15 protein-coding genes are annotated in these 22,037 nt (G+C 50.3%); 4 read left to right on the top strand and 11 right to left on the bottom strand.

Translation table 11 applies throughout. The features are described from left to right. Positions 1 to 100: 100 nt before the first annotated feature. Entirely contained in the window at positions 101 to 1,909 is a 1,809-nt protein-coding gene (locus KS4_RS05410) for a DUF4139 domain-containing protein (RefSeq protein ID WP_145075685.1), read from the top strand. Positions 1,910 to 1,987: 78 nt separating this feature from the next. On the opposite strand, the gene KS4_RS05405 is transcribed toward KS4_RS05410, so the two are convergent. The 5 genes from KS4_RS05405 to gltX all read right to left on the bottom strand — a co-directional run bounded on the left by KS4_RS05405 (position 1,988) and on the right by gltX (position 8,738). Continuing rightward, positions 1,988 to 3,505: a sensor domain-containing diguanylate cyclase gene (locus KS4_RS05405; RefSeq protein WP_145075682.1), complete on the bottom strand. Its 1,518-nt coding sequence runs from the start codon at positions 3,503 to 3,505 to the stop codon at positions 1,988 to 1,990. 200 nt (positions 3,506 to 3,705) lie between these two features. Continuing rightward, positions 3,706 to 5,193 carry an HDOD domain-containing protein gene (locus KS4_RS05400; RefSeq protein ID WP_200761605.1) on the bottom strand — a complete coding sequence of 496 codons (1,488 nt, stop codon included), beginning with the start codon at positions 5,191 to 5,193 and terminating at the stop codon, positions 3,706 to 3,708. Between the two features lie 371 nt (positions 5,194 to 5,564). Then, on the bottom strand, positions 5,565 to 6,470 hold the full coding sequence (locus KS4_RS05395) for a PfkB family carbohydrate kinase (protein WP_145075676.1): 906 nt from the start codon (positions 6,468 to 6,470) through the stop codon (positions 5,565 to 5,567). Between the two features lie 54 nt (positions 6,471 to 6,524). Continuing rightward, positions 6,525 to 6,944 carry an EVE domain-containing protein gene (locus tag KS4_RS05390; protein WP_145075673.1) on the bottom strand — a complete coding sequence of 140 codons (420 nt, stop codon included), beginning with the start codon at positions 6,942 to 6,944 and terminating at the stop codon, positions 6,525 to 6,527. A gap of 84 nt (positions 6,945 to 7,028) precedes the next feature. Then, positions 7,029 to 8,738, bottom strand: a complete 1,710-nt coding sequence (gene gltX / locus KS4_RS05385) for a glutamate--tRNA ligase (protein ID WP_145075670.1) — start codon at positions 8,736 to 8,738, stop codon at positions 7,029 to 7,031. A 546-nt stretch (positions 8,739 to 9,284) separates the two neighbouring features. Between gltX and KS4_RS05380 the strand changes: the two genes are divergently transcribed. Next, entirely contained in the window at positions 9,285 to 11,861 is a 2,577-nt protein-coding gene (locus tag KS4_RS05380; RefSeq protein ID WP_145075667.1) for an ATP-dependent Clp protease ATP-binding subunit, read from the top strand. A 170-nt stretch (positions 11,862 to 12,031) separates the two neighbouring features. On the opposite strand, the gene KS4_RS05375 is transcribed toward KS4_RS05380, so the two are convergent. Together KS4_RS05375 and KS4_RS05370 are read right to left on the bottom strand one after the other, a co-directional pair. Next, entirely contained in the window at positions 12,032 to 12,433 is a 402-nt protein-coding gene (locus KS4_RS05375; RefSeq protein WP_145075664.1) for a DUF5658 family protein, read from the bottom strand. 156 nt (positions 12,434 to 12,589) lie between these two features. Then, entirely contained in the window at positions 12,590 to 14,458 is a 1,869-nt protein-coding gene (locus tag KS4_RS05370; protein ID WP_145075662.1) for a nitrite/sulfite reductase, read from the bottom strand. 418 nt (positions 14,459 to 14,876) lie between these two features. On the opposite strand from KS4_RS05370, the gene KS4_RS05365 reads away from it, so the two are divergent. Both KS4_RS05365 and KS4_RS05360 read left to right on the top strand, forming a co-directional pair. After that, complete coding sequence (locus tag KS4_RS05365) at positions 14,877 to 16,223, top strand: UDP-glucose dehydrogenase family protein (RefSeq protein WP_145075658.1); 1,347 nt, start codon at positions 14,877 to 14,879, stop codon at positions 16,221 to 16,223. Between the two features lie 102 nt (positions 16,224 to 16,325). Beyond that, positions 16,326 to 16,811: an NUDIX hydrolase gene (locus tag KS4_RS05360; RefSeq protein ID WP_200761604.1), complete on the top strand. Its 486-nt coding sequence runs from the start codon at positions 16,326 to 16,328 to the stop codon at positions 16,809 to 16,811. A gap of 103 nt (positions 16,812 to 16,914) precedes the next feature. Here KS4_RS05360 and KS4_RS05355 read toward each other — a convergent pair whose 3' ends face one another. The 4 genes from KS4_RS05355 to KS4_RS05345 form a co-directional block, all read right to left on the bottom strand. Next, the gene (locus KS4_RS05355) at positions 16,915 to 18,792 is read right to left on the bottom strand and encodes a hypothetical protein (RefSeq protein WP_145075653.1); all 1,878 of its coding nucleotides are present in this window, start codon (positions 18,790 to 18,792) and stop codon (positions 16,915 to 16,917) included. 384 nt (positions 18,793 to 19,176) lie between these two features. Beyond that, positions 19,177 to 20,088 (bottom strand): NAD(P)-dependent oxidoreductase, encoded by a 912-nt coding sequence (locus KS4_RS05350; protein WP_200761603.1) that lies wholly within the window; start codon positions 20,086 to 20,088, stop codon positions 19,177 to 19,179. A 55-nt stretch (positions 20,089 to 20,143) separates the two neighbouring features. Continuing rightward, positions 20,144 to 20,272: a hypothetical protein gene (locus KS4_RS18005; protein ID WP_261341883.1), complete on the bottom strand. Its 129-nt coding sequence runs from the start codon at positions 20,270 to 20,272 to the stop codon at positions 20,144 to 20,146. A gap of 331 nt (positions 20,273 to 20,603) precedes the next feature. Next, positions 20,604 to 21,989 carry an amidohydrolase family protein gene (locus KS4_RS05345; protein WP_145075647.1) on the bottom strand — a complete coding sequence of 462 codons (1,386 nt, stop codon included), beginning with the start codon at positions 21,987 to 21,989 and terminating at the stop codon, positions 20,604 to 20,606. Positions 21,990 to 22,037: the final 48 nt, after the last annotated feature.

Genomic DNA, 22,037 nt, shown 5'->3' with positions numbered 1-22,037 from the left:
GGGTTAAAAAAACCTTAAGCTCGGCGGAACTTCTGGGCGTATGGGTCGTCCAAAGAATATAACCTGATTATCGTTACCCAGTGCATTCAAGGAGATGACGATGCCTTTGACGAGTAACAAACGACAATTCCAGACTGGCTGTTTACTCGCAGCCTTCTGCATGATGACAATTACGACACCCGCTTTACAAGCACAAGACTCATTGATTGAGCCTGACACATCTGATTCAGCGACGAATCCGCAAATACAGGTAGAATCCAAACCGACCAAAGTGATGCTTTTCAAAAATGGCTTTGGTGTTGTGGTTTCACAAGCAGATCTGCTGCAAGCCGAAAAAATCACACCTGATCACTACGGCAAGCCAATCACATTCCAGACATCATTATTCCCCAATGCAAAACTCGGTTCGTTCTGGATGTCATGGACGAACAACCTCGCATTAAGCAATATCAAATCGACCTATGCAGCCAATAAAACACAATCAGTCGCGACAGATATTAATGAAGTTATTCGGGCCAATATTGGCAATATGGTCGCCATTGAACTCAGAAGTAATGATGATAAAACAAAATGGATTGAAGCTACGATTCTTGACGTTCCAGTTGTTAAAAACGAAAACCCAAATGAACCTCGTCCATTAATCCAGCCACCTCCTCAGTACGCCAATATTGTTTATTTACACAATGACAATGGCGTTAGTGCTATTTACATGCATCAGATCCAGTCTGTACGTATCAAGCAATCAGATACGTTGCCGATGATCGAAAAAGTTGAAAATAAACCGGTTCTGCAATTTGATACGATATTGCCGGGCCGTATTGCTGGAGTCTCACCAACAGTCCAAACGACTTACTTAGCAAAAGGCATTGCCTGGAGCCCTTCGTATGTTGTTGATATCACCGGTATGACAGAAGAAAACCAACAAGGTTCGATTACAGCCAAAGCTGTTGTTGTGAATGACTTGATTGATCTTGAAAAAGTCGAAACCGAATTAATTTCAGGCTATCCCCATATTCAATTTCAAGATTCCGAATCCGCAATGACGCTGCAGCCACTAAATCAATATCTTCAAAGCATCATGTCTAACCGCGAGATGCGTAAACGTATACCTCGCTCAGCAATGATGAATCAGGCTCGTGGCTATGCGGGCATGGCAATGGACATGGAAATGGCTGCGGCCCCTCAATCACCGGTTAAAGGTGAAACCATTGAAGATCTATACTTCTATCAGCTCGACAAGATTGATCTCAAAAAGGGCGAACGTGGCTACTATCCACTTTTTACAAATGATATACCAGCCAACTCAATTTACACATGGAATATCCCCGATTTCATTGATGCATACGATAACTATCGTCAGCCATCACCTGAAGAGCCGCAAATCGTTTGGCATTCACTTGAGTTAACAAACAAAACAGATCAACCTTGGACAACCGCACCTGCCATGACCATCAAGGATGGTCGCATTCTTGGGCAGGATTCAATCAAGTACACGCCCGTTAACAGCAAAACACGGCTTAAAATCACACAGGCACTTTCGGTCAAAGCTGAAATTCAAGAGCAAGAAATTTCTCGCCAACGTGGAGCTCAAAAAATTGATCAGATGGTCTATGATGTGGTCACAATGGAAGGTACACTGGCACTCACGAACATGAAAAATGATGCTGTAAATCTTGAGATCACAAAGCTCGTTTCAGGCGAACTTGTCTCTGCCGATGAACAACCGGAAGCAATTAGAACACCGCTTGGCCTTGGTCGCGCAAACTCACAAACGACCTTGAAATGGAAGATTCATCTTGAACCGGGCATGAAGAATGCTCTGCAGATCAAGTATAAATACAAATTCCTAACCAACGGCCAGCGCACAAAAGCATCTATGCTAAGAAATCAGATCCAATCTATCTATTGATAAATCTGATATCTGTATACAACAAAAAACGCATGCTTCAATCGCATGCGTTTTTTTAATACCTCAATTATACCTTGATCAGGCAGCAACCGGTTGATTCTTTGGTGCAAAAATCCTCACACAGTTACGCCCAGAATTTTTAGCTGCATAAACACCCTGATCAGCTGCTTTCACAAGAATCTCGACGCGATCAAAGAACATCCCTTCATAGGTAGCGACACCGATACTAGCTGTAATGTGTAAATCTTTACCTTCATCAGATTGCACAATCGTCTTCTCAATTTCCGATCTAAGCTGCTCGGCAATTAATGCTGCAGTACGTCGGTCAGTGTTTGGCAATACGATTGCAAATTCTTCGCCACCGTAACGCGATACCAAACCTCGATCCCCGACTATATTTTGCAGCGTCTGTGACAAAGCCACAAGCACACGGTCCCCGACAGGATGGCCATACGTATCGTTAAATTGCTTAAAGTGATCTGTATCTAAAAACAAAACGCTCAGATGCCCAGCAGCATTTTGTTTGGTGCACTCAAAAGCATCAGCGATATACTCATTAAAACGGCGGCGATTTGCAACACCCGTCAACGAGTCTGTATTCGCTTGATTCACTAAATGTTCATTTTGCTCACGCAATTCATTCGCATGCTGTGTTAATTCGTGTTGCTGCTTCTGGGTCTGCAGCGTGATATTCATCAACGCCTCATTCGCTTTTGCTAAAATATCATCTACATTTCCATAATCACTTGCAGGCAAATCGAATAAACGTTGTAGTTCTTTGGTTTGCTTGTGTATTTCGTGAAGTAGTGGCTCTGATTGCTCCTGGCACAATCCAAACCACTCAGAGGCCAAATCATAATACCGCTCCAATGATTCGCCATCAGCTTCATTAATAAATAAATCCGCAACTACAGAACCAATCGAAACACATCGTACAAACGATTGTAGTTCTGGCTGAGCTTCATCGGGCGATTCATGATATCGAATCGGCGCGATCAAAAGTGGTGGCAACTTCCATGCATTCGCCAACTCCGCGCCGACCTGCGCGTGATTCATTTTCAACTGACTGGTTTCAAGCTCAATGAGTTTACGGTGACATCCATCCGTCTGATTTAATAGATCTGTATACTGATCACCCAATACTTGGTTCAGAGCAAGAACACCTAGATCCTGTAGAAGTGCACCTAAAAACGCTTCTTCTTGCTGCACAAGTCGTTGTTGTTTTGCAAATTCCTTCGCAGCTGACGCAGCGTAAATACTACGTTTCCAGTATTGAATGTGATCAAATCCATCGCCACCACTGTTCTGAAGATTACTCACCAGACTAAACCCAAGGGCAAGCGTTTTTACACTATTCAATCCAAGTACAACTAACGCATGACTAATCGTACTAACGGTATAGGCTTGGCCATAGAAACTTGAATTGACTGTTTTCAGAATTTTTGACGAAAGGGCTGGGTCGTTCTGGATCGTATCTGCAATCTGCGCGATATCGACATCCGGCTGTTGAACCAGATCAATCACCTCCAACGCAATCGATGGCAAACTCGGCAGTCGTGGTGATTCTATAACTTGATCTAGAAGCGTTTGATTCATTAACGTAAATCCCCTCACGTCCGGTAAAGAATTATTAAATAAAAATCTCAAAATCCGGTATAACAACAACGTGCTGAATCTGACATGAATCTACTGCGAAATAACTGCAGTCAATCCCCCCCTCATGTAAGATTGTTCCCCTAAGTTGAAAAAATATCGTCGAATAATCACCTTCACTTAAACGATTCACTGCATTAACTTCAATCAACAGCCTGATCGCATGGTTTATCTGGTGTAACTCTCGGCATCATCATCGGCCTCAAAACACGAACACAATTTCGACCTGATGATTTAGCAGCATACAACGCCTTATCCGCGCAATCCAACAATTCAATCTCACTACTTAACTGACGAAGATGATCACGACCGGCAACGCCTGCACTCACAGTAGCGTGAATACGTTTACCGCCTCCAATGTCGAATCGTAACTGTTCAATACGTGATCGCATATGTTCTGCAATCTGAGCTGCTGAAGCGACACCCAGTCGTGGCAGTACAAGTGTGAATTCCTCGCCACCAAACCTCGCAATGCATCCCCCATCAGGTTCATGCTCCTGCAACAATCTTGCAATCATGATCAAAACACGATCACCTGCTAGATGCCCATACTCATCATTGATCTTCTTAAAGTGATCAATATCAAATAAGATCAAACTTAATGGGAAATCAGCCTCACTACTCTTGAGGTATCCTTCTCGCAATGAACTATCAAACATTCGACGATTCGCCAGCCCTGTCAGTGGATCACGTTGCGCCGCTGCCTTTAACTGGTAATTCTTCTTTTCTAGCTCAACTAAGCGCTGATTACTCTCAATTGCCATCTTAATCAGGCGATCATTCGCTTGTATAAGCAGCTTATTAATATCTCGCTGCGGCCTTGGCTTGATCTTAAACGATCCACCCAACTTGCGGCTTTTCTCTTCAACATCATTCAGCAAATCGTGGGCTTGCTCTTCAGGAATACCAAGCCATTCTTCGAGTTGACTTGAAAAGGTAGAAATAGTCGCGACTGCAATCTGCTCCGGCGATAAAGCATCTGCGACCAAACTACTTAAATTCACAATCTGAACGACCTGCTGATTCTCGCCTTTATAATCTTCTGGATTATGGTGATATCTGATCGCATCAATCAGTATCTCCGGCAAGCCCCATCGATCTGCTAGTGATGCGCCGACCTGAGCATGGTCTGTCGACAATTGATTTTGTTCGATCCGATTTAAAACTGAATGATTGGAGCCTGTCGACTTCATCAGTTCCTGATAATCACGCCCAATCACCTGCACCATCGCAGCCAAACCGATATCTTGCACAAGTGCTGCGGTAAACGCTTCTTCCTCTATATCACTGCCAATCCGTTCAGCCATCAATTTCGCAGCAACAGCCGAATATAAACAACGCCGCCAAAAACCCTCAAGGTCAAAATCATGCGGACACTGTTCTGAAATAACCTGCGATAAGCAGAACGCAATCGTCAAAGTTTTAACCGCTCGCAACCCTAATAACTTAGTTGCCTCGCTGACAGTCACCACCTCACGATTCAGTCCATAGTAGCTGCTGTTCACAGATGCCAGCAACTTCACCGTTAGCCCCGGATCCGTACTGATTACATCCACCAGTTCCTGCAACTCACACCGATCCGATTTGCATAATTCGATCACTCGAACTGCAATCCGTGGCAGAGTTGGCAACTGGGGTGACTCCAGAATCTGATCCAGCAAATTCATCCTCACTAGACACTTCCAACAGGTCTATAAGTCCGAAAAAAAATGACAATACACTATGAACTGATCACTAATCCCATCGACCAGTCAGGTTAACCACTTAAACAAACGTTATAACCACACCTGTTTATGCAGCTTACCTACCCTGTTATTCGGATCGATCACCCCCAAAACCAACCAACTCATAACGATTTCACCACCATATCTATATTCATAAACCACACAATCAGCGCATTGTGACATCAATACAGATTTTATACTTCTTGTTTTACCCATTAAAAAACCCGCCCAAAGGCAGGTTTGTTATTCCATTTAAACGTTGCAAATCTATGCAATCATTAGATCGTTAGCATCTCACAGAACGCTGCATAACGCTTATCAAGCTCTTCTCGACTTAACGTCTTCAATCGGCCCAACGAGAAATCTTCAATATTAAAGCTCGCAACAATCGTCCCGTACGCAATCGCCTTACGCAATGACTCGAAGCTCAAGTCGTCAGCACCCGTCAGGTACCCCATCATCCCACCAGCAAAGCTGTCCCCTGCCCCGGTCGGATCGATTACTTGCTTAGTTGGGTACGCTGGCAATGCACATGCACCTCCCGCATGCTTCAGATATGCGCCATGAGCCCCCTTCTTCACCACAACAAATTTCGGGCCAAGCTCCAAAATCTTTTCTGCCGCCACAATGACATTACTCTCACCAGTGAGCAGCTCCGCTTCCGAATCATTCAGCACAAGGCCGTCAATCTTCTTCATCAGATTAAGCAGCGTTTCTTTTTCCGTATTAATCCAAAGATCCATCGTATCCGCCACCACAAGCTTCGCCTTCGGGAAGTTCTCGAGCAAAGCCATCTGCCCCGCGGGATGCGTATTCGCAAGAAATACAAAAGCACTATCTTGATAAACCTCAGGTACCGGCGGCAACGCCTCAGCCAACACATTCAAATCAACTGAGATCGTCTCACGATCGTTCATATTCTCCATGTACTTGCCATGCCAACGGAACGTCTTACTCCCCTTACGAATCTCCAACCCCGTCGTATCGACCTGAAAATGCTTAAAATCCCCGATAAAAGCTTCAGGAAAATCTTCACCCACCGCACCGACTAATCGCACATCACCAAAGTACGATGCCGCCGCAGCAAAATAAATACTTGAACCACCCAACACACTGTCCGCCTTTTTTCCATCAGGCGTCTCAATCGTATCAATTCCGATACTACCCGTTACAATCAAACTCATCGTTGTCTCCAATTCGTTTAAGCAGCCATCTATTCAGCCGCTATATTTTCAATTTCAGGCCTTAACGCCGGCCAGCTTGCAAACAATCCCCCACTCCTTTTTTGTCACTGGCTGTACCGACAGTCGGCTATTCTTCACCAGCACCATTTCCTCCAACGCCTTCATCCCTTTGATCTCCTCCAGCGTCACTTCTCGTTCCACAGGCATCACCACCTTAAAATCAACCATGCCAAACTTACCCTTTTCGTCCGTATGATCCGGGTAATGCTCTTTCACCACCTCAACAATCCCCACAATCTTCTTTTCCTTAACTGAATGATAGAAAAACGCCCGATCCCCCAGACGCATCTCCTTCATATGCTTGTTCGCTAGAAAATTTCGAACCCCGTCCCAATGCTCCGTCTGGTCGGGATTATTGCATTGATCTTCCCACGACCATGTCCCAGGTTCAGTTTTAATTAACCAGTATTTCATCCAAAAACCCCTTCAATATAAGCTCAAAATATAAAACAAACGATGCTCGGCTTCATCCGCCGAGCATCGCTATTAAAGTCATCATTATTTTGGCTTCGCCGCAATACACGCTTCAAAACGTGCCAGCGTCTTTGCTTTACCTAAAATGTTCAGCGTCGCATCAATCGGCGGCGTCACCGTCCCACCACTCACGGCCACACGAATCGGCTGCGCCATCTTGCCCATATTCAGCCCCTCTTCCTCTGCTGTCTTTGCGATCCACTCATGAGCCGCATCGCCAAATCCCTCTTCAGGCAATTCACTAAACGCGTCCTTCAATCGAGCCAACATCACAAACCCCTCCCCCTCATTCTTCATTATGGCCTTCTTAATATTCTTTGGCTTAAAGTCATACTTCACCTCATCACTCACAAAGAACATCCCGCCCTTCGCTGGCTCATCCAACGAACGACTACGCTCCTGATTCGCCTTACAGAACGCATCAAAGTGAGCCTCGTTCGCCAAGATCGACCCATACTCCGGATAATGCGTTTCGAGATGCTTCTTCAATCGCGCTTTAAAATCCTCAGGCTCAAGCATTACAACCGCTTCCGTATTGAACTTCGCCAACTTATCACGATCAAACTTCGCCGCGCTCTTACCCACACGTTCAAGCGTAAAATGATCTTTGATAAACGTTAGTGGATCAGCACCAAATCGCTCAATATCATTGCCTGGCGACCAACCAAGCAGCGCCAAATAGTTATTCAACACCTCAGGCAAATATCCCGAATCTCTAAAGTCTGCCACATCAATCTCAGGTAAAGCCAAACCAAGCTGCTTGGCGATCGCAATCGACACCACCATCTCGTCATTCTTTTTGTCCATGAACCCTTTAAAGAGTTCATCATCAATCCCCTCAACACTTTCGAGCTTCGCATCCTTCGCAGCCGCTCTCGCAGCCTTACCCTTATCGCGTTTACTCATCTTCGAGCCATCGCTGTTAAAGATCAATGGAATGTGCGCGAACTTCGGCAACTTCAATCCAAGGGCTTCAAACAAAGCCACATGCTTTGGCGTGTTATTCAAATGCTCCTGTGCCCGCATCACCAACGTCACACCCATCGCCGCATCATCCACCACATTCGCCAGATGGAACGTCGGCCCACCATCCGCTTTCACAATGATGAAATCCTCAAGCTCAGCAGCCTTCACAACGACCTCACCCAAAATCTCATCATTCACCACCACATCATGGTCTGGCATCTTAAACCGCACCACATGCTTATCACCAGAATCCAACTTCGCCTTCAGCGCGTCTTCATCCGCATTCAGCGCCAGCATATCCGCCGGGTCATATTGATACGGTTTCTTCGCCGCTCTCGCCGCCTTACGCGCCGCATCCAACTCCTCTGCCGTCTTGAAGCAGTAATACGCCCGTCCCATATCAAAAAGCTTCTTGATCGCCGCTTCATACAACTCACCACGCTGACTCTGGAAATACGGCCCGTTCTCCCCCTTTTGCTCCGCATACGGATCCCAATCAGCATCCCCATGGCAGGAATCGCAACTTCCGGGGGCTGGCCCCTGATCCCAATCAAGACCTAGCCACTTCATATCAGCGATAATCGCCTTCGTCGCCTCCGGCGTCGACCTTGCTTTATCCGTATCCTCAATCCGCAAGATAAACTCGCCACCATTAGCACGCGCATACGCCCAGCTGAACATTGCCGTCCGCGCCCCGCCAACGTGCAAAAATCCGGTCGGGCTGGGTGCAAAACGGGTTACGACTTTTTGTTTTTCTATATCGCTCATGCCCCGGATTGTATCGAATTCCCCCTCAATCGTCAGATCCCACACCACATTCTCCACCTCAAAGCCACACCCAATCTATCACAAAAACCCACATCAAAAGACTTCATTTCTTTTCATCTTTCTTTCATCAAACACCGTTCACCCATACAAGTTATTGGCCGTTTACCCCACCTGCGAGAAACCTTGAAAGACGACCCCCACTTTTTCTCACAACAAATCAACTGACCATAAAGCGACAATCCCCGCAAAATCCCCTTCATTTACACAGATTTTTCTTATTTTCACCCTTCCCACCACCTCAAGTATTTCTGGGGGTATAAATCAGCCGATAAACACTTATGCAGCACGCTGCAGGAGTGAGAATACATCATCTTTTTCTACCATTTCTGCACAAAATCTGTTTTTTTTCATGGGATAACCAACCATGTAGAATGAAATCGCCTTCGTACGAGTAATACTTACAGAGGCACGCTTTTTCGAGCCAACGCGCTCAACGCATCAAAGCACTAACGAGAGACAAGAACCTTAACCCAAAGAGCAATAGGCATGTTTGAACGATTTACAGACCGAGCACGCAAGGTCATGGCACTGGCCAACCAGGAAGCCCAGCGTTTCAACCATGAGTGGATCGGCACCGAGCACATCCTCCTTGGCCTCGTCAAGGAAGGATCTGGCGTCGGCGCAAACGTCCTGAAAAACATGGATGTCGATCTACGCAAAGTCCGCTTGGAAGTTGAAAAACTCGTCAAGTCCGGCCCCGACATGGTCACCATGGGCAAACTCCCACAAACACCCCGCGCAAAGAAAGTCATTGAATACGCAATTGACGAAGCGCGCAACCTCAACCACAACTACGTCGGCACCGAGCACCTCCTACTCGGCCTCCTCCGTGAACACGAAGGCGTCGCCGCTCAAGTTCTCATGAACCTCAACCTTAAGCTCGAAGAAGTTCGCGAAGAGGTACTCAACCTCCTCGGCGCAGGCGTCGACCCCGAAGAAGCAACCATGACCGGCAAGCCCGAGTCCGGCTCTTCCTCGTCCTCCCAAGCCGGAGCCAAGGGCGGAAAATCCAAAACCCCCGCACTCGATTCCTTCGGCCGAGATCTCACCGAACTCGCCCGACAAGATCAACTCGACCCCGTCATCGGACGTGCAGATGAGATCGAACGTCTCGTTCAAATCCTTTGCCGCCGTACAAAAAACAACCCCGTCCTCCTCGGCGAAGCCGGCGTCGGCAAGACAGCCATCGTCGAAGGACTCGCTCAACTCATCGTCGGCAACGACGTCCCCGAAATTCTCCACGACCGCCGCATCGTTGTCCTCGACCTCGCCATGATGGTCGCAGGCACCAAATACCGCGGCCAGTTCGAGGAACGCATCAAAGCCGTCATGAACGAAGTACGTCGCGCTAAAAACGTACTCCTCTTCATCGACGAACTCCACACCCTCGTCGGTGCAGGCGGTGCCGAAGGCGCCATCGACGCATCCAATGTTCTCAAGCCCGCACTCTCCCGCGGTGAGATCCAATGTATCGGTGCGACCACACTCGACGAATATCGCAAGTACATCGAAAAAGACGGCGCTCTCGAACGTCGCTTTCAGACCATCCTCGTTGACCCTCCTGGAAAAGCCGACACCGTCGCTATCCTCAAGGGGCTCAAGGATCGCTACGAAGCGCACCACCGTGTCGCCATCACCGACGAAGCCATCGAGCAAGCCGTTGAGCTTTCTGATCGCTACATCACAGCCCGCGTGCAACCCGATAAATCAATCGACGTGATCGACGAGGCCGGTGCCCGCATCCGCCTCAAGAGCATGTCCAAGCCGCCGAATCTCGCCGAGCTTGAAGAACAGATCGAACGCCTCTCCATCGAAAAAGATGAAGCCGTCAAATCTGCCGACTACGAAAAAGCCGCAGAATTGCGTGACCAAGCCGAATCACTCCGTCGCAACAAAGAACAAATCCAACGCGATTGGCGTGCAAAATCCAAGGAAGTCGATGGCATTGTCGACGACGAAGTCATCGCCGAAGTCGTCTCCAAGATGACCGGCGTACCGCTCACCCGTCTCGAAAAAGCAGAGTCCGAACGACTCCTCAACCTCGAAGACGAACTCCACAAAACCGTTGTCTCTCAGAACGACGCCATCAAAGCCATCGCCAAGGCCGTCAGGCGTTCACGCTCCGGCCTCAAAGACCCACGCCGCCCAATGGGCTCCTTCATCTTCGTCGGCCCCTCCGGCGTCGGTAAGACCCTACTCTCCAAGGCCATCGCTGAATTCATGTTCGGCGACCCCGAATCACTCATCCGCATCGACATGTCCGAGTACATGGAGAAACACAACGTCTCCCGTCTCGTCGGAGCGCCTCCCGGCTACGTCGGCTACGAAGAAGGTGGCCAGCTCACTGAGCAGATCCGCCGCCGCCCATACGCCGTCGTTCTACTCGACGAGATCGAAAAAGCGCACCCCGACGTCTTCAACATGCTCCTCCAGATCATGGAAGAAGGCGAGCTCACCGACTCCTTCGGCCGCCACGTTTCCTTCCGAAACGTTATCCTCATCATGACCTCAAACATCGGCGCCGACCTCATCAAAAACAAAGCCGGCTTCGGTTTCGCAATCAAAGCAGAAGAAGCCGACTACCAAAAAATGAAGACCACGCTCAACAACGAAATCGAGCGTTACTTCCGTCCCGAGTTCATCAACCGACTCGACGACATCATCGTCTTCCGTCCACTCAACCGCGGCGACCTCAACGGCATCGTCGAATACGAAATCCGCAAGGTTTTCAAACGCCTCGAAGAACGCGACATGGCCATCCAAGTCGATCAGAAAGCCAAAGACTTCCTCATCGACAAGGGCTACAACCCCGACTTCGGTGCCCGTCCACTCCGACGCGCCATCGAACAAAACATCGAAGACCCTCTCTCCGAATCCATCCTTCGCGATGAATTCAGAGCCGGCCAAGTCATCAAAGTTACCCACAATGATGACAACGAGCACCTCACCTTCACCGCTGAAAAGCTCCCCGATCCCTCAACCGAAGAAAAGAAGACTGAGAAAAAATCTTCTGAACAAACCGTCAAGCCAACCAATGGCAACGGCTCCGAAGATGACAGCTAACTAACCATTAGACACCCCACAACCAAACAAAAAACGCCCATCACTCCGATGGGCGTTTTTCATATAACTGTCTCTGAAGTATTCGATCAAAGCGTAATGTCTTCAAGCCTGTCACCACCGGTGGTAGAGTGTTTGCAACATATGCAACCAACGCCTAAAACACGCCCCTATCACCCCATCATGAGTGACCCCACCAACAATCCCGCCGCCAATAAACTCGGAAACGCGCTAATGATCACCCCACATGACACCAACACTCGCCCCGTCTCATACTGCTTCCGCGAGATCCATTCACACATCACCACAAAAAACGCCACTAATAAAAACTTAAATATCACCATCCCCGCATATCCCCAGACCGACATCACCGCCGCCGCAATTGGATTCGCCTCAATCCCACCCACCATCAATATCGCCCACGTCATAATCGCATCCATCGCAGATACAAAAATCAACCATTTGTAATACCCAGGATAAGCAACCTCAGGCTGCCCCATCTTCTTAGCCACGCGATTCAATACGTTCGTCGCCTTCGTTTCTACTTCCATATCCTGCATTTTAGTCCATTTCAAAACAAACTCGAAGCATTTTCCACTATAAATCCAACATCAAACTCACTTTTACTATTCCCGCCCCCACCTTTTCCCCCCCCTGCTCTCTCACCCATCGCGCATAAAAAAAGCCTCGCACAAACGTACGAGGCTTCTATAAATTTATTTAAAACGCTATTAGCTCATCGTTGCCGCTGCATAATGATCGACCGCACAGCCCTTTGGCAAGAACGGCGCCTTGGCCGTCTTCTCCATCAAAGGTGCAATCTCCTCATCAGCCCGCAGCGCATCCAAGATAAACTTGCTGCCCAATCTGCGGAACACCGCGCCACTATCACCAATTTCCTCATCAGTCATATGCGCCTTCGCCAAGTCAAACAACTTCGCGCTCAGTACAGCAACCTTATCACGAGGCACCTGCCTGAAGTACAGCTTCTCATCTTCGACCAAAGCCGTACCTTGATAACGGCCATCTTCAGACCCGCCCAGCTTCAACATATACATGTTCGGGCCCTGCCCCACCCAGCCGATCGTCTTTGTCGCCGGGCGGAAACACTGACGTTCACAACCGGTAATCCCGATCGATTCCTTCAGATCTCCATAACCCATCTCGTCTAGCGTATCAATCAGCTCCGGCTCAAACCGTTCGCTCTCCGTATAACTCAATCGGCAAGTCGGCAAACCAACACAAGCACCCGAAAGCACTCTAAGCGACGAATAGGCCTTGCCATTACGCTTACCAAAACCGTACTCGCCAAGATAAGCTTCAAACTCATCCTTGGCCTCAGGCTCAATATTCGTAAACAGCAGGTCTTGGTTCGGCGTGATCATCAGCTCAGTACCCGCAAACTTCTGCATCGTGTCGCGCACCATGCTCTTCAGCTTACCGTTCTCACCGTCAATCAAACGCCCATTCTCGATATAAGCACCAAACGCCAGCTTACCTGTCGTCTCAAGCTCCTGCCATCCATGGTGCATCATCCGAGCGCCTGGCTCTAACTCTGAGTTAGGTGATTCAATCTCGATCCCCTTCTCACGAAGCTGATCTTGATACCACGGGATGCCCTGCGCATTCACCACATACTTCAGCCTCGCCCAGTGACGGTTCTTACGATCCCCCCATTCATCATGCACCTTCACAATCCCATCCAGTGCAGGCATCAACTGTTCTTCCGTCACGATACCCAAAGGCTCACCATGAGCAGCAAACGTCGCCTTACCATTCTTCTCGCCTTGCCCCCCACCAATATACAACTGATAAGCCGCAACCTTGTCACCCTCGACAATCGGCATCACACCCAGGTCATTCGTACGGATCTCAACACAGTTATCGTACTCAATCTCACCCGTCTGCAAGTTGCGATGTACTGCACTAAAAGCAATCTTGAACTTACGGTTCAAAAGCTTTTCACCATACTTGTACTGCTTCTCAGGATCACGAATAAAGTTCGGATCAATCGCAAACACCTGAATATGCGGAGCGGCAGGCAGACGGAAATATTCGCCATACTCCTGCGCCTTCTTGTTCGCATCATAAATCGAACTGAATTTCGAGAGCGGGCAGCCCATCACGTTACGCACGTTATCACCACAACCATTCAGCGCATAGAACCCCGTCGACGCCATCTCCCCAACAAGATCAATCACCTTGTCCTTGTGCAGCCAGTGATACTGCACATTCTGACGTGTCGTCAGCCGCAGCGATGAACCGCCAAACGGATTGTTGTCACAATACTTGTCCGCCAGCCCATCAAACACGTCCCACTGATCCGCGGTAAATGCGCCGCCCCCAGGGATCGTCGCACGGATCATGTACATCCAATCCTTCTCACGACCCGTCTTCGCCCGGTTATATTCCAAATAGATGCCATGCGACTTCGCAAGCTGCTCGCTCGCCTTCTCGATATCGCCCGGCCCTTCCAGATTCCGGAAGTCCGGCCCAAGAATCCCACGCACACCATCACTCTCGAGCTTAAATCGCTCAACCTCGTTAAGATCGCCGTCCGCTGTATTGAACACCGGCTCCGGCTGCTTGCCATTACTCATCTTCTTATTTCCTCGTGTTTGCGTTCATCCGCCGCGACATATCTCGACTATCACGACGGACCCTCGCCAGCCAATTCCCATAAGCCAGCTTTCTCGTACCTACTATCTTAGCAACACGCAGCCACTCTTCCGAATCGCCACATAAACCTTTGCCAGCCCCTCACTTCCCATACCTGCAACAAACCTACACCCACAACACACTATTAGCTCGCATATCATCATTCTTATTCCCGAATCCCCGATTATTAATCGCCAAAACCGCCAAACTTTACACACCCGCCCCCACCCGCGATACTAATTGCCCATTTAAGGGCCTTTTTTCGCCCCTAAACAAGACAATCCGATCCCCTGCCACGAGTCGGCACTGGATCTGAAGATACACTGAGCCACCTAGCTCACATAAACAAGGAACCTACCCATGCGCATCACCATGGTCGGCACCGGATACGTCGGTCTTGTTACCGGCACATGCTTCGCCAATACCGGCAACCAAGTCACATGCCTCGACATCGATCAATCCAAAATCGAAAAGCTCAACAACGGCATCTCTCCCATCTACGAACCAGGTCTCGATGAACTCATCGGCCGCAACGCAAAAGCCAGCCGACTACACTTCACCACCGATAAATCCGCCGCTTACAAAAACGCTGAAATCATCTTCATCGCCGTAGGCACCCCCTCCGGCAGTGACGGCCGCGCCAACCTCCAATACGTCCTCGCCGCCGCTCAAGACATCGGCGACGCCATCGAAGCATCCTCAGACACACGCGAAAAAATCATCGTCGTCAAATCAACCGTTCCCGTCGGCACAAACATCAAAGTTCAGCAAGCCGTCGCATCACGCACCAGCAAAACCTTCCACATGGCCTCGAACCCCGAGTTCCTCAAAGAAGGCGCCGCCATCAACGACTTCAACAAACCTGACCGCGTCGTTATCGGGGCACACACCAAATACGCCGCCGACAAAATGCGCGATCTCTACGAGCCATTCGTCCGTCAAGGCAACCCCATCTTCATCATGGACATCCCATCCGCTGAAATGGTCAAGTACGCCTCAAACTGCATGCTCGCCACCAAAATCTCATTCATCAACGAAGTCGCAAACCTCTGCGAACAATACGGTGCAGATATCTCCGAAGTCCGCCGCGGCATGTGTTCCGACAAACGCATCGGCAACCAATTCCTCTACCCCGGCCTCGGCTACGGCGGATCATGCTTCCCCAAAGACGTGCTCGCCATGATCTCTATGGGCCAGGACTGTGGCCACCCCGCAGAACTCCTCGAATCCGTCCACCGCGTCAACCAACAACAACGTGACGTCTTCCTCACCAAACTTGAATCTCATTTCGAAGGCGCCGACTGGTCGAAACTCAAAATCGCCGTCTGGGGCATCGCCTTCAAGCCCGGCACAGACGACGTCCGCGAAGCCCCATCCATCACACTCATCCAAAAGCTCCTCGAGAAAGGCGCAACCGTCACCGCATACGACCCCGTCGCTCACGAAACCGCAGGCGAAGTCCTCACCGACTCCATCACCTATGCCAACAACGCCATCGAGGCCATCAACGACGCCGACGCACTCATCGTCTGCACCGACTGGTCCGAATTCAAAAACCCAGAATTCGAACTCATGAAAGATAAAATGGCCACCCCCGTCATCTTCGACGGCCGCAACGTCTACCGCCGCTCCACCATGCGTGAATACGGCTTCGTCTACCACTCCGTAGGCCGCGCACCTATCAATGAAGAAAACGCAGCCGTCTAATATTCCATTAGGCATATAACCGAACCCCAAAAGCCCAAGCAGCTTGCTTGGGCTTTTTCATGACACTTCACAAACCCCCAGACCCCCACTACCATGCACCCCATGCCCCGAGCCCCCTTCCAAATCCTCGTCATTCCTTTCATCCACCTCCCCGACTCAAACCCTCGCTACGCACTCTTCCGTCGCGTCGACAACCAGCTCTGGCAATTCATCGCCGGCGGCGGCGAGAACAACGAATCCCCTCAACAAGCCGCATCGCGTGAAGCTTTTGAAGAAGCCGCCATCCCCGCCACTTCTCCGCTCATCCCTCTGCAATCCCAGCATCAAATCCCCACCTCCGCCTTCCCCAACAACCCTTGGCCCCCTACCCTCTCGCACATCCCCGAACACACCTTCGCCATCGATCTCACCCCCTCACCTCCCAGCCTCCCTCATCCCAACCCCGCCAACATCCAACTCTCAGCAGAACACACCCACTACCGTTGGCACGACTACCAAACCGCGCTCAATCACCTTCATTGGCAAAGCAACCGCACAGCTCTCACCGAACTCCATACCCTTCTCACATCTCCCCAAGCCATCAAATAAAAAGCCCAAGCTTTCACTCGGGCTCATACAATTCATTCGCTGATTTCCAAACCGCAACTACACCCTCACCTCGATTTCCGAGCGGGAAAAAGAGGGACGAGGATCAAAGTTTCAACTTAAAGTTCTTCTTCGCCAGCATGCCCACGACCCACGCCGTGAAGAACGCCCACACCAAACACTTAACCACCCCAATCCAAGGCTGCCACGAACTCCAATCCAAACTCGCCCCAAACCACGGCAAGTCCGCCCGATTAAATACGTTCGGCGTAAACACCGCGCCACTCCCACCACCCCACGTCCATTGATCCAACATGAAAAACGCCGCATTCACCGGATACCCAATCAAATACATCGTCAGCGGATTCGCCCCCGCCATCACAAACAACACCGACCACTTCTTCCACCCCTTCACGTCAATCCACAGATAAAAAATCACCCACATCACCATACAGAACGCCGCACAGATCAACGAATACGCCGGCATCGCTCCGTTCTTATGAATCCCATACCACTTCGCACTAATCAGCGCAAAGACCACACAAACCAACGCATACGTCATGATCGTCGTAATCTTGTCCAGCGGATTCGGATACTTCTTGTTATCCGCAATCACCAACCCCATCATCAACCCCAACATCGCCGATGTCGCGTGCGTACTCACCGACGCACGTTGCACCAGCCCACCATTATCCCCAATGATCGGCGTCATCGCCCACAACTTATTCTCTACAACTTCTCCCGCCACTTTCACAAACCAACCCGCATCAATCGTCCACCACCATCCATACACTATCGCTCCCGCAACCACCGCACCCAAACCCCACAAAAACAAGCGATTTTCTGGATTCGCAGCCTTCTGACCCGCCACCACAAACCAGCCCACAGCACACACACTCAGCACCCCCATCACCATCGGCCAAACCGCCCAAGGCATCCACATCACATAATCAGCCTTCACCCCTGCCTCCGTCCCCATCCCCTGCAAGACCAGTACCGCCATGTATCCCACGAACAGCACCACCAAGCTCCCCATCCCCGTAAACAGCGTCGGCATCACCCAGTGCGACCCCTTCGCCTTCGCATCCGCCCACGCATCCTTCACACCTCTAATCGCATAATAGATCGTCCCCAAACTCACCAACGTGATATAGATCGCCGTCACACCACGCAGATTCCCATACTCCTCATGCGTCGCCATCACCACAAAGAACACATTGAATAACGTCAAGATCCCCAACACCAGCGCAACCCTGTTATCCCGAAACAGCAAGTAAAACACAGCCGCAACCAGATACGCCGCACCAATCAATCCCACAATCCCATACCAGTAAGGCGCAAAGTTAATCCCAATATCGCCCTTCCAATCCTTCACCGTAAAACACCACCACGCAAACCCAAGACCCACCGCCCCAAGCACACGCACCGCTGCCGAAATCTTCCGACCCAAATCCGACGTCACATTCACGTGATGCCAAATCATAAACACACTCACGAATACCAAAATTACCCACAGCCGTGTATCCCAATACGCCCCATACCCACTATTTATCTCACTAAAATACCGAATATGATCAATCGGCGACCCCATCATGAAATGCCCAATAATCAGTAAACTCACCACCCGCAAACCAATATGCCAAAACAGCTTCGCCGGCGCATCCATCGCCAGCCGCTTCTTAAACGCAAACGGTATCGACAACCCCGTAATAAACAAAAACGAACCAAACACAAAATCCGCAAGCGCCATCCCCATCTTCCCCGCAGCCAAATGCCCCATCCACCACTGCGATTTAAACACACCCCCCGACGCATTCACAAACAGCATCATAATAATGATGAACCCCCGCAGCGCATCAATAGAAATAACTCTTCCCCCACCCCCCACTGTTTTCGCATTGGTATTTCCCGATGCTTGATTAAGTAATGCCGGGGCTTCCGGGGGCGGAGGGGGGGATGTGGGGCCGACTGCTGCCTGACTCATATTCAATCCTTTGTTCAACAAAAGCGTCTTCGCACAAAACGCGCACTAGCACAGTTGAACCCACTGAGCCCTTACTGTAACTCATACAGCCACGCATTGAAAATAAACTGTCACCCCTGCCACCTTAGACACATTCATCCACCCGCTACAAGTTATGACCAAGCCCACGACCGCCGGTCGTGGGGTGTCATCCCAACCACACTTCAATTACCTACAACATTCAATCCCTCGCTTATGTCTTCTCTAACGCTATCAACTAACACAAGCACTCCACCGAAGCTAACTTCTTCCAAGAGAATTCCGAGTTGTTTTTTTGAGGGGGGAGGGAAATTCCGGGGATCCGGGGGATCCGGGGGATCCGGGGGATCGGGGTGGAGCGAAGGGTTAAAACTCAAACCCACCCAATTTTTCATACACCTTCGCCAATGCCTGCGTCCCCAGCTCCCCCTCACCCTCAGCCGCCAACACCTGAAACAGCGTCTCCACCATATTTGTCCCCGTCAAAGGCGCGTGCGAGACCTGCGATAAATGCGAAACAAAACCCAGATCCTTCAGCAAATCCTTCACCATAAACCCCGGCGACCAATCCCCATCCTTAATCTTCACGCCCAGATTACTCAGCGACCAACTCCCCGCAGCCCCCCCGCTCACCGCTTCAATCATTTTCTCCAAACTCAACCCATTCTTCTTCGCCAACATCATCGCCTCACACACACCCATCAAATTGCACGCCACCATCACCTGGTTACAACTCTTGGTCACCTGCCCCATCCCGCTCTTGCCCATGTAATTCACTTTCTGACCCAGCACCTCCAACATCGGCCTAACCGTCTCATAGGCTTTCTCGTCTCCGCCCACCATAATCGACAACGTTCCCGCCTTCGCGCCCACATCACCACCGCTCACCGGCGCATCCAAATATTTTACCCCCGCGCCCGCCAAACAGTCTGCAAAATCTGCCGCCTCCTTCGCATCAATCGTCGAGTGATCTACGACGATCAATCCCTGCTTCGCACTCTTCGCAATCCCCTTTTCACTAAACAAAATCTCCTTCACATCCTCCGTCCCCGTCACGCAAACAAACAGCACCTTCGGCCCGTGCGCCGCCACATCCCCCGGACTCCGCAACATATCCGCGCCCATCTCTACCAAACATTCGCACTTACTCTCCGTCCGATTCCACACGCACACCTTATACCCCGCCTTAAGCAGATTCTCCGCCATTGGCTGCCCCATAATCCCTAACCCAATAAATCCGACACTCCCCAAACAACATTCCTTTGGCTCGGTACTCATCTCAAAAATCTCCATCTATCTTGCCGTTAGATTGCCCAATCCGCCCGCCCTACATTCATCTGATCCCATCTACAACCACACGCCGATAACCACCTCCCCCACCGCGCCAATAAGCCTCACCCTCACTATCACTCATCGCCCAAACCGATTCCAATTCGCCATTCTTAACAGCCGCCTTGCACATCCGTCGCCCCGCCATCCCCGTGCATGACCTCTCTCGTGCGCAACTTGCAACCGCAACCCAAACAATAATTCACCGTTCTCCCAAATCTGCACCCCGCGCGCACAAAACCAAAAAACATACAAAATCACCCCCAAAAAGCAGGCTGTTTCTAAACAAAATTGAACCATTTCATACCAAAGTTTGCCCAAAACAGGCCAAAACCCACCTAAAACAGCTACAGGAAAATCACTAAAATCGAGAAATCGTGCGCACGAACCCGCACTTGTGTGATCGCTCATGCCAAAACTTCAAGTGATTCCGTCAACTCATAACTCAATCATCTGCCCCAAAATCACTCTGGAATCTGCACCATCGAGAAATCCAACAACCGCGCTGGCTCATGGTTTTCCATCACCTGCACCAACGGATCCGTCCCCTCTTCCGGATTAAACACCACCCCGCAAAACACCGCCGGCGAACCCTCCAGCAACAGCACATCTTCCTCCGGCATATCCATCCCTAACATCCCGTTCACCGTCGCCATCCGCAGCAGCAACCCCGCATCCTCTTCCCCATACATCTCATCCCGTTCATATAAGTACCGCATCTGTGGCAAGATACCCATCGCTTGCCCTTCATCCTCTGGCTGACAGATCACCGAATCTACCCCCAATGCCACATTCACCCCACGCGCCAACATCTCTCGATACCTATGCCTCCCCCCGCTATCCCCCTCTGTCCCTCCATCTTTGCATTCGCCATTTTCCCATACAGCAGCATGCTTGCCACCCTGCCCTGTATGCCCAAAGTAATCCGACGCGATTGGACAGTATGCCACCGACGTCCCCGTCTCCGCCAAGATCTCGATATGCTTATCCGCCAAGAAGTTACAGTGCGCAAGCAGCCACCTGCCTCGTTGTAATTGCCGCTCAAGGAATTCAACTGGATGCAACCCCTCTCCAATCCCTTGTTCTAAAATCGACTCATCCCACATCTCCATCTCATCTAAAAATTGGCGGAACAGCCCCGAGCCCTTGGCTACAAATTCCAATTCCTCCATCGACTCCGCCATATGGGTGCTGAGCCTGTAAGCTCTTTGTCTGCTTAATTTTGCAGCCCGCATATACACCTGTCGCCCCGTCGAATAAGGCGCGTGTGGCTGGATCCCCGCAACGATCCCTCGCGTGTGTCCCGACACCGACGTCTCGTACGGCACCTCACGCAGCTTCTGTTCCTGCACCTCACCTCGCGGCTCCGCCATCTCACCAATCCCAAACCACTCCATATACGACACACCCGCCAACGGCATCAGCTCCGCCAACTCGCGTCTTGCCTCAATCGCCTCAACCGTCCCAGCAATATCGGCTGCGTAACCCACGCCTGCATCACGAGATAGGCGAACACCTTGTGCAACCGCCTCCTTCACCGGGATCGCCTTTTCAGTTCGGATTCGTCGAATCCCACGCAGCCAATCTCCGAAGCAGCCGCTGAATGGTTGCGGGCCAACGTGCGTTAAATCCAGATGCACATGCGCATTCACATGCGCGGGTGTCACCAGCAGGTCATCGTATGATTGCTCATTAACCACATATTGCGCAAGGTCTTCCGGCAGTTGGCCGCGCGGACCAACCCAGACAATTCGACCTGAACTGATCGCAATTGAAGCATTACGGATATTGATATTAGCCGCGTCTTGAACCGCAGCGCAATGAATCAGAGTTATCGGTTGTGATTTCATGTTTTAATGCCCAGCAGTCCGATATTTATACACGAGAACAATACGTTT

The organism is Poriferisphaera corsica, from assembly GCF_007747445.1.
Taxonomy (GTDB): Bacteria; Planctomycetota; Phycisphaerae; order Phycisphaerales; family Phycisphaeraceae; genus Poriferisphaera; species Poriferisphaera corsica.
Note: the sequence above shows the minus strand (reverse complement) of the source record. Positions and strands in the feature narration are given on the sequence as shown.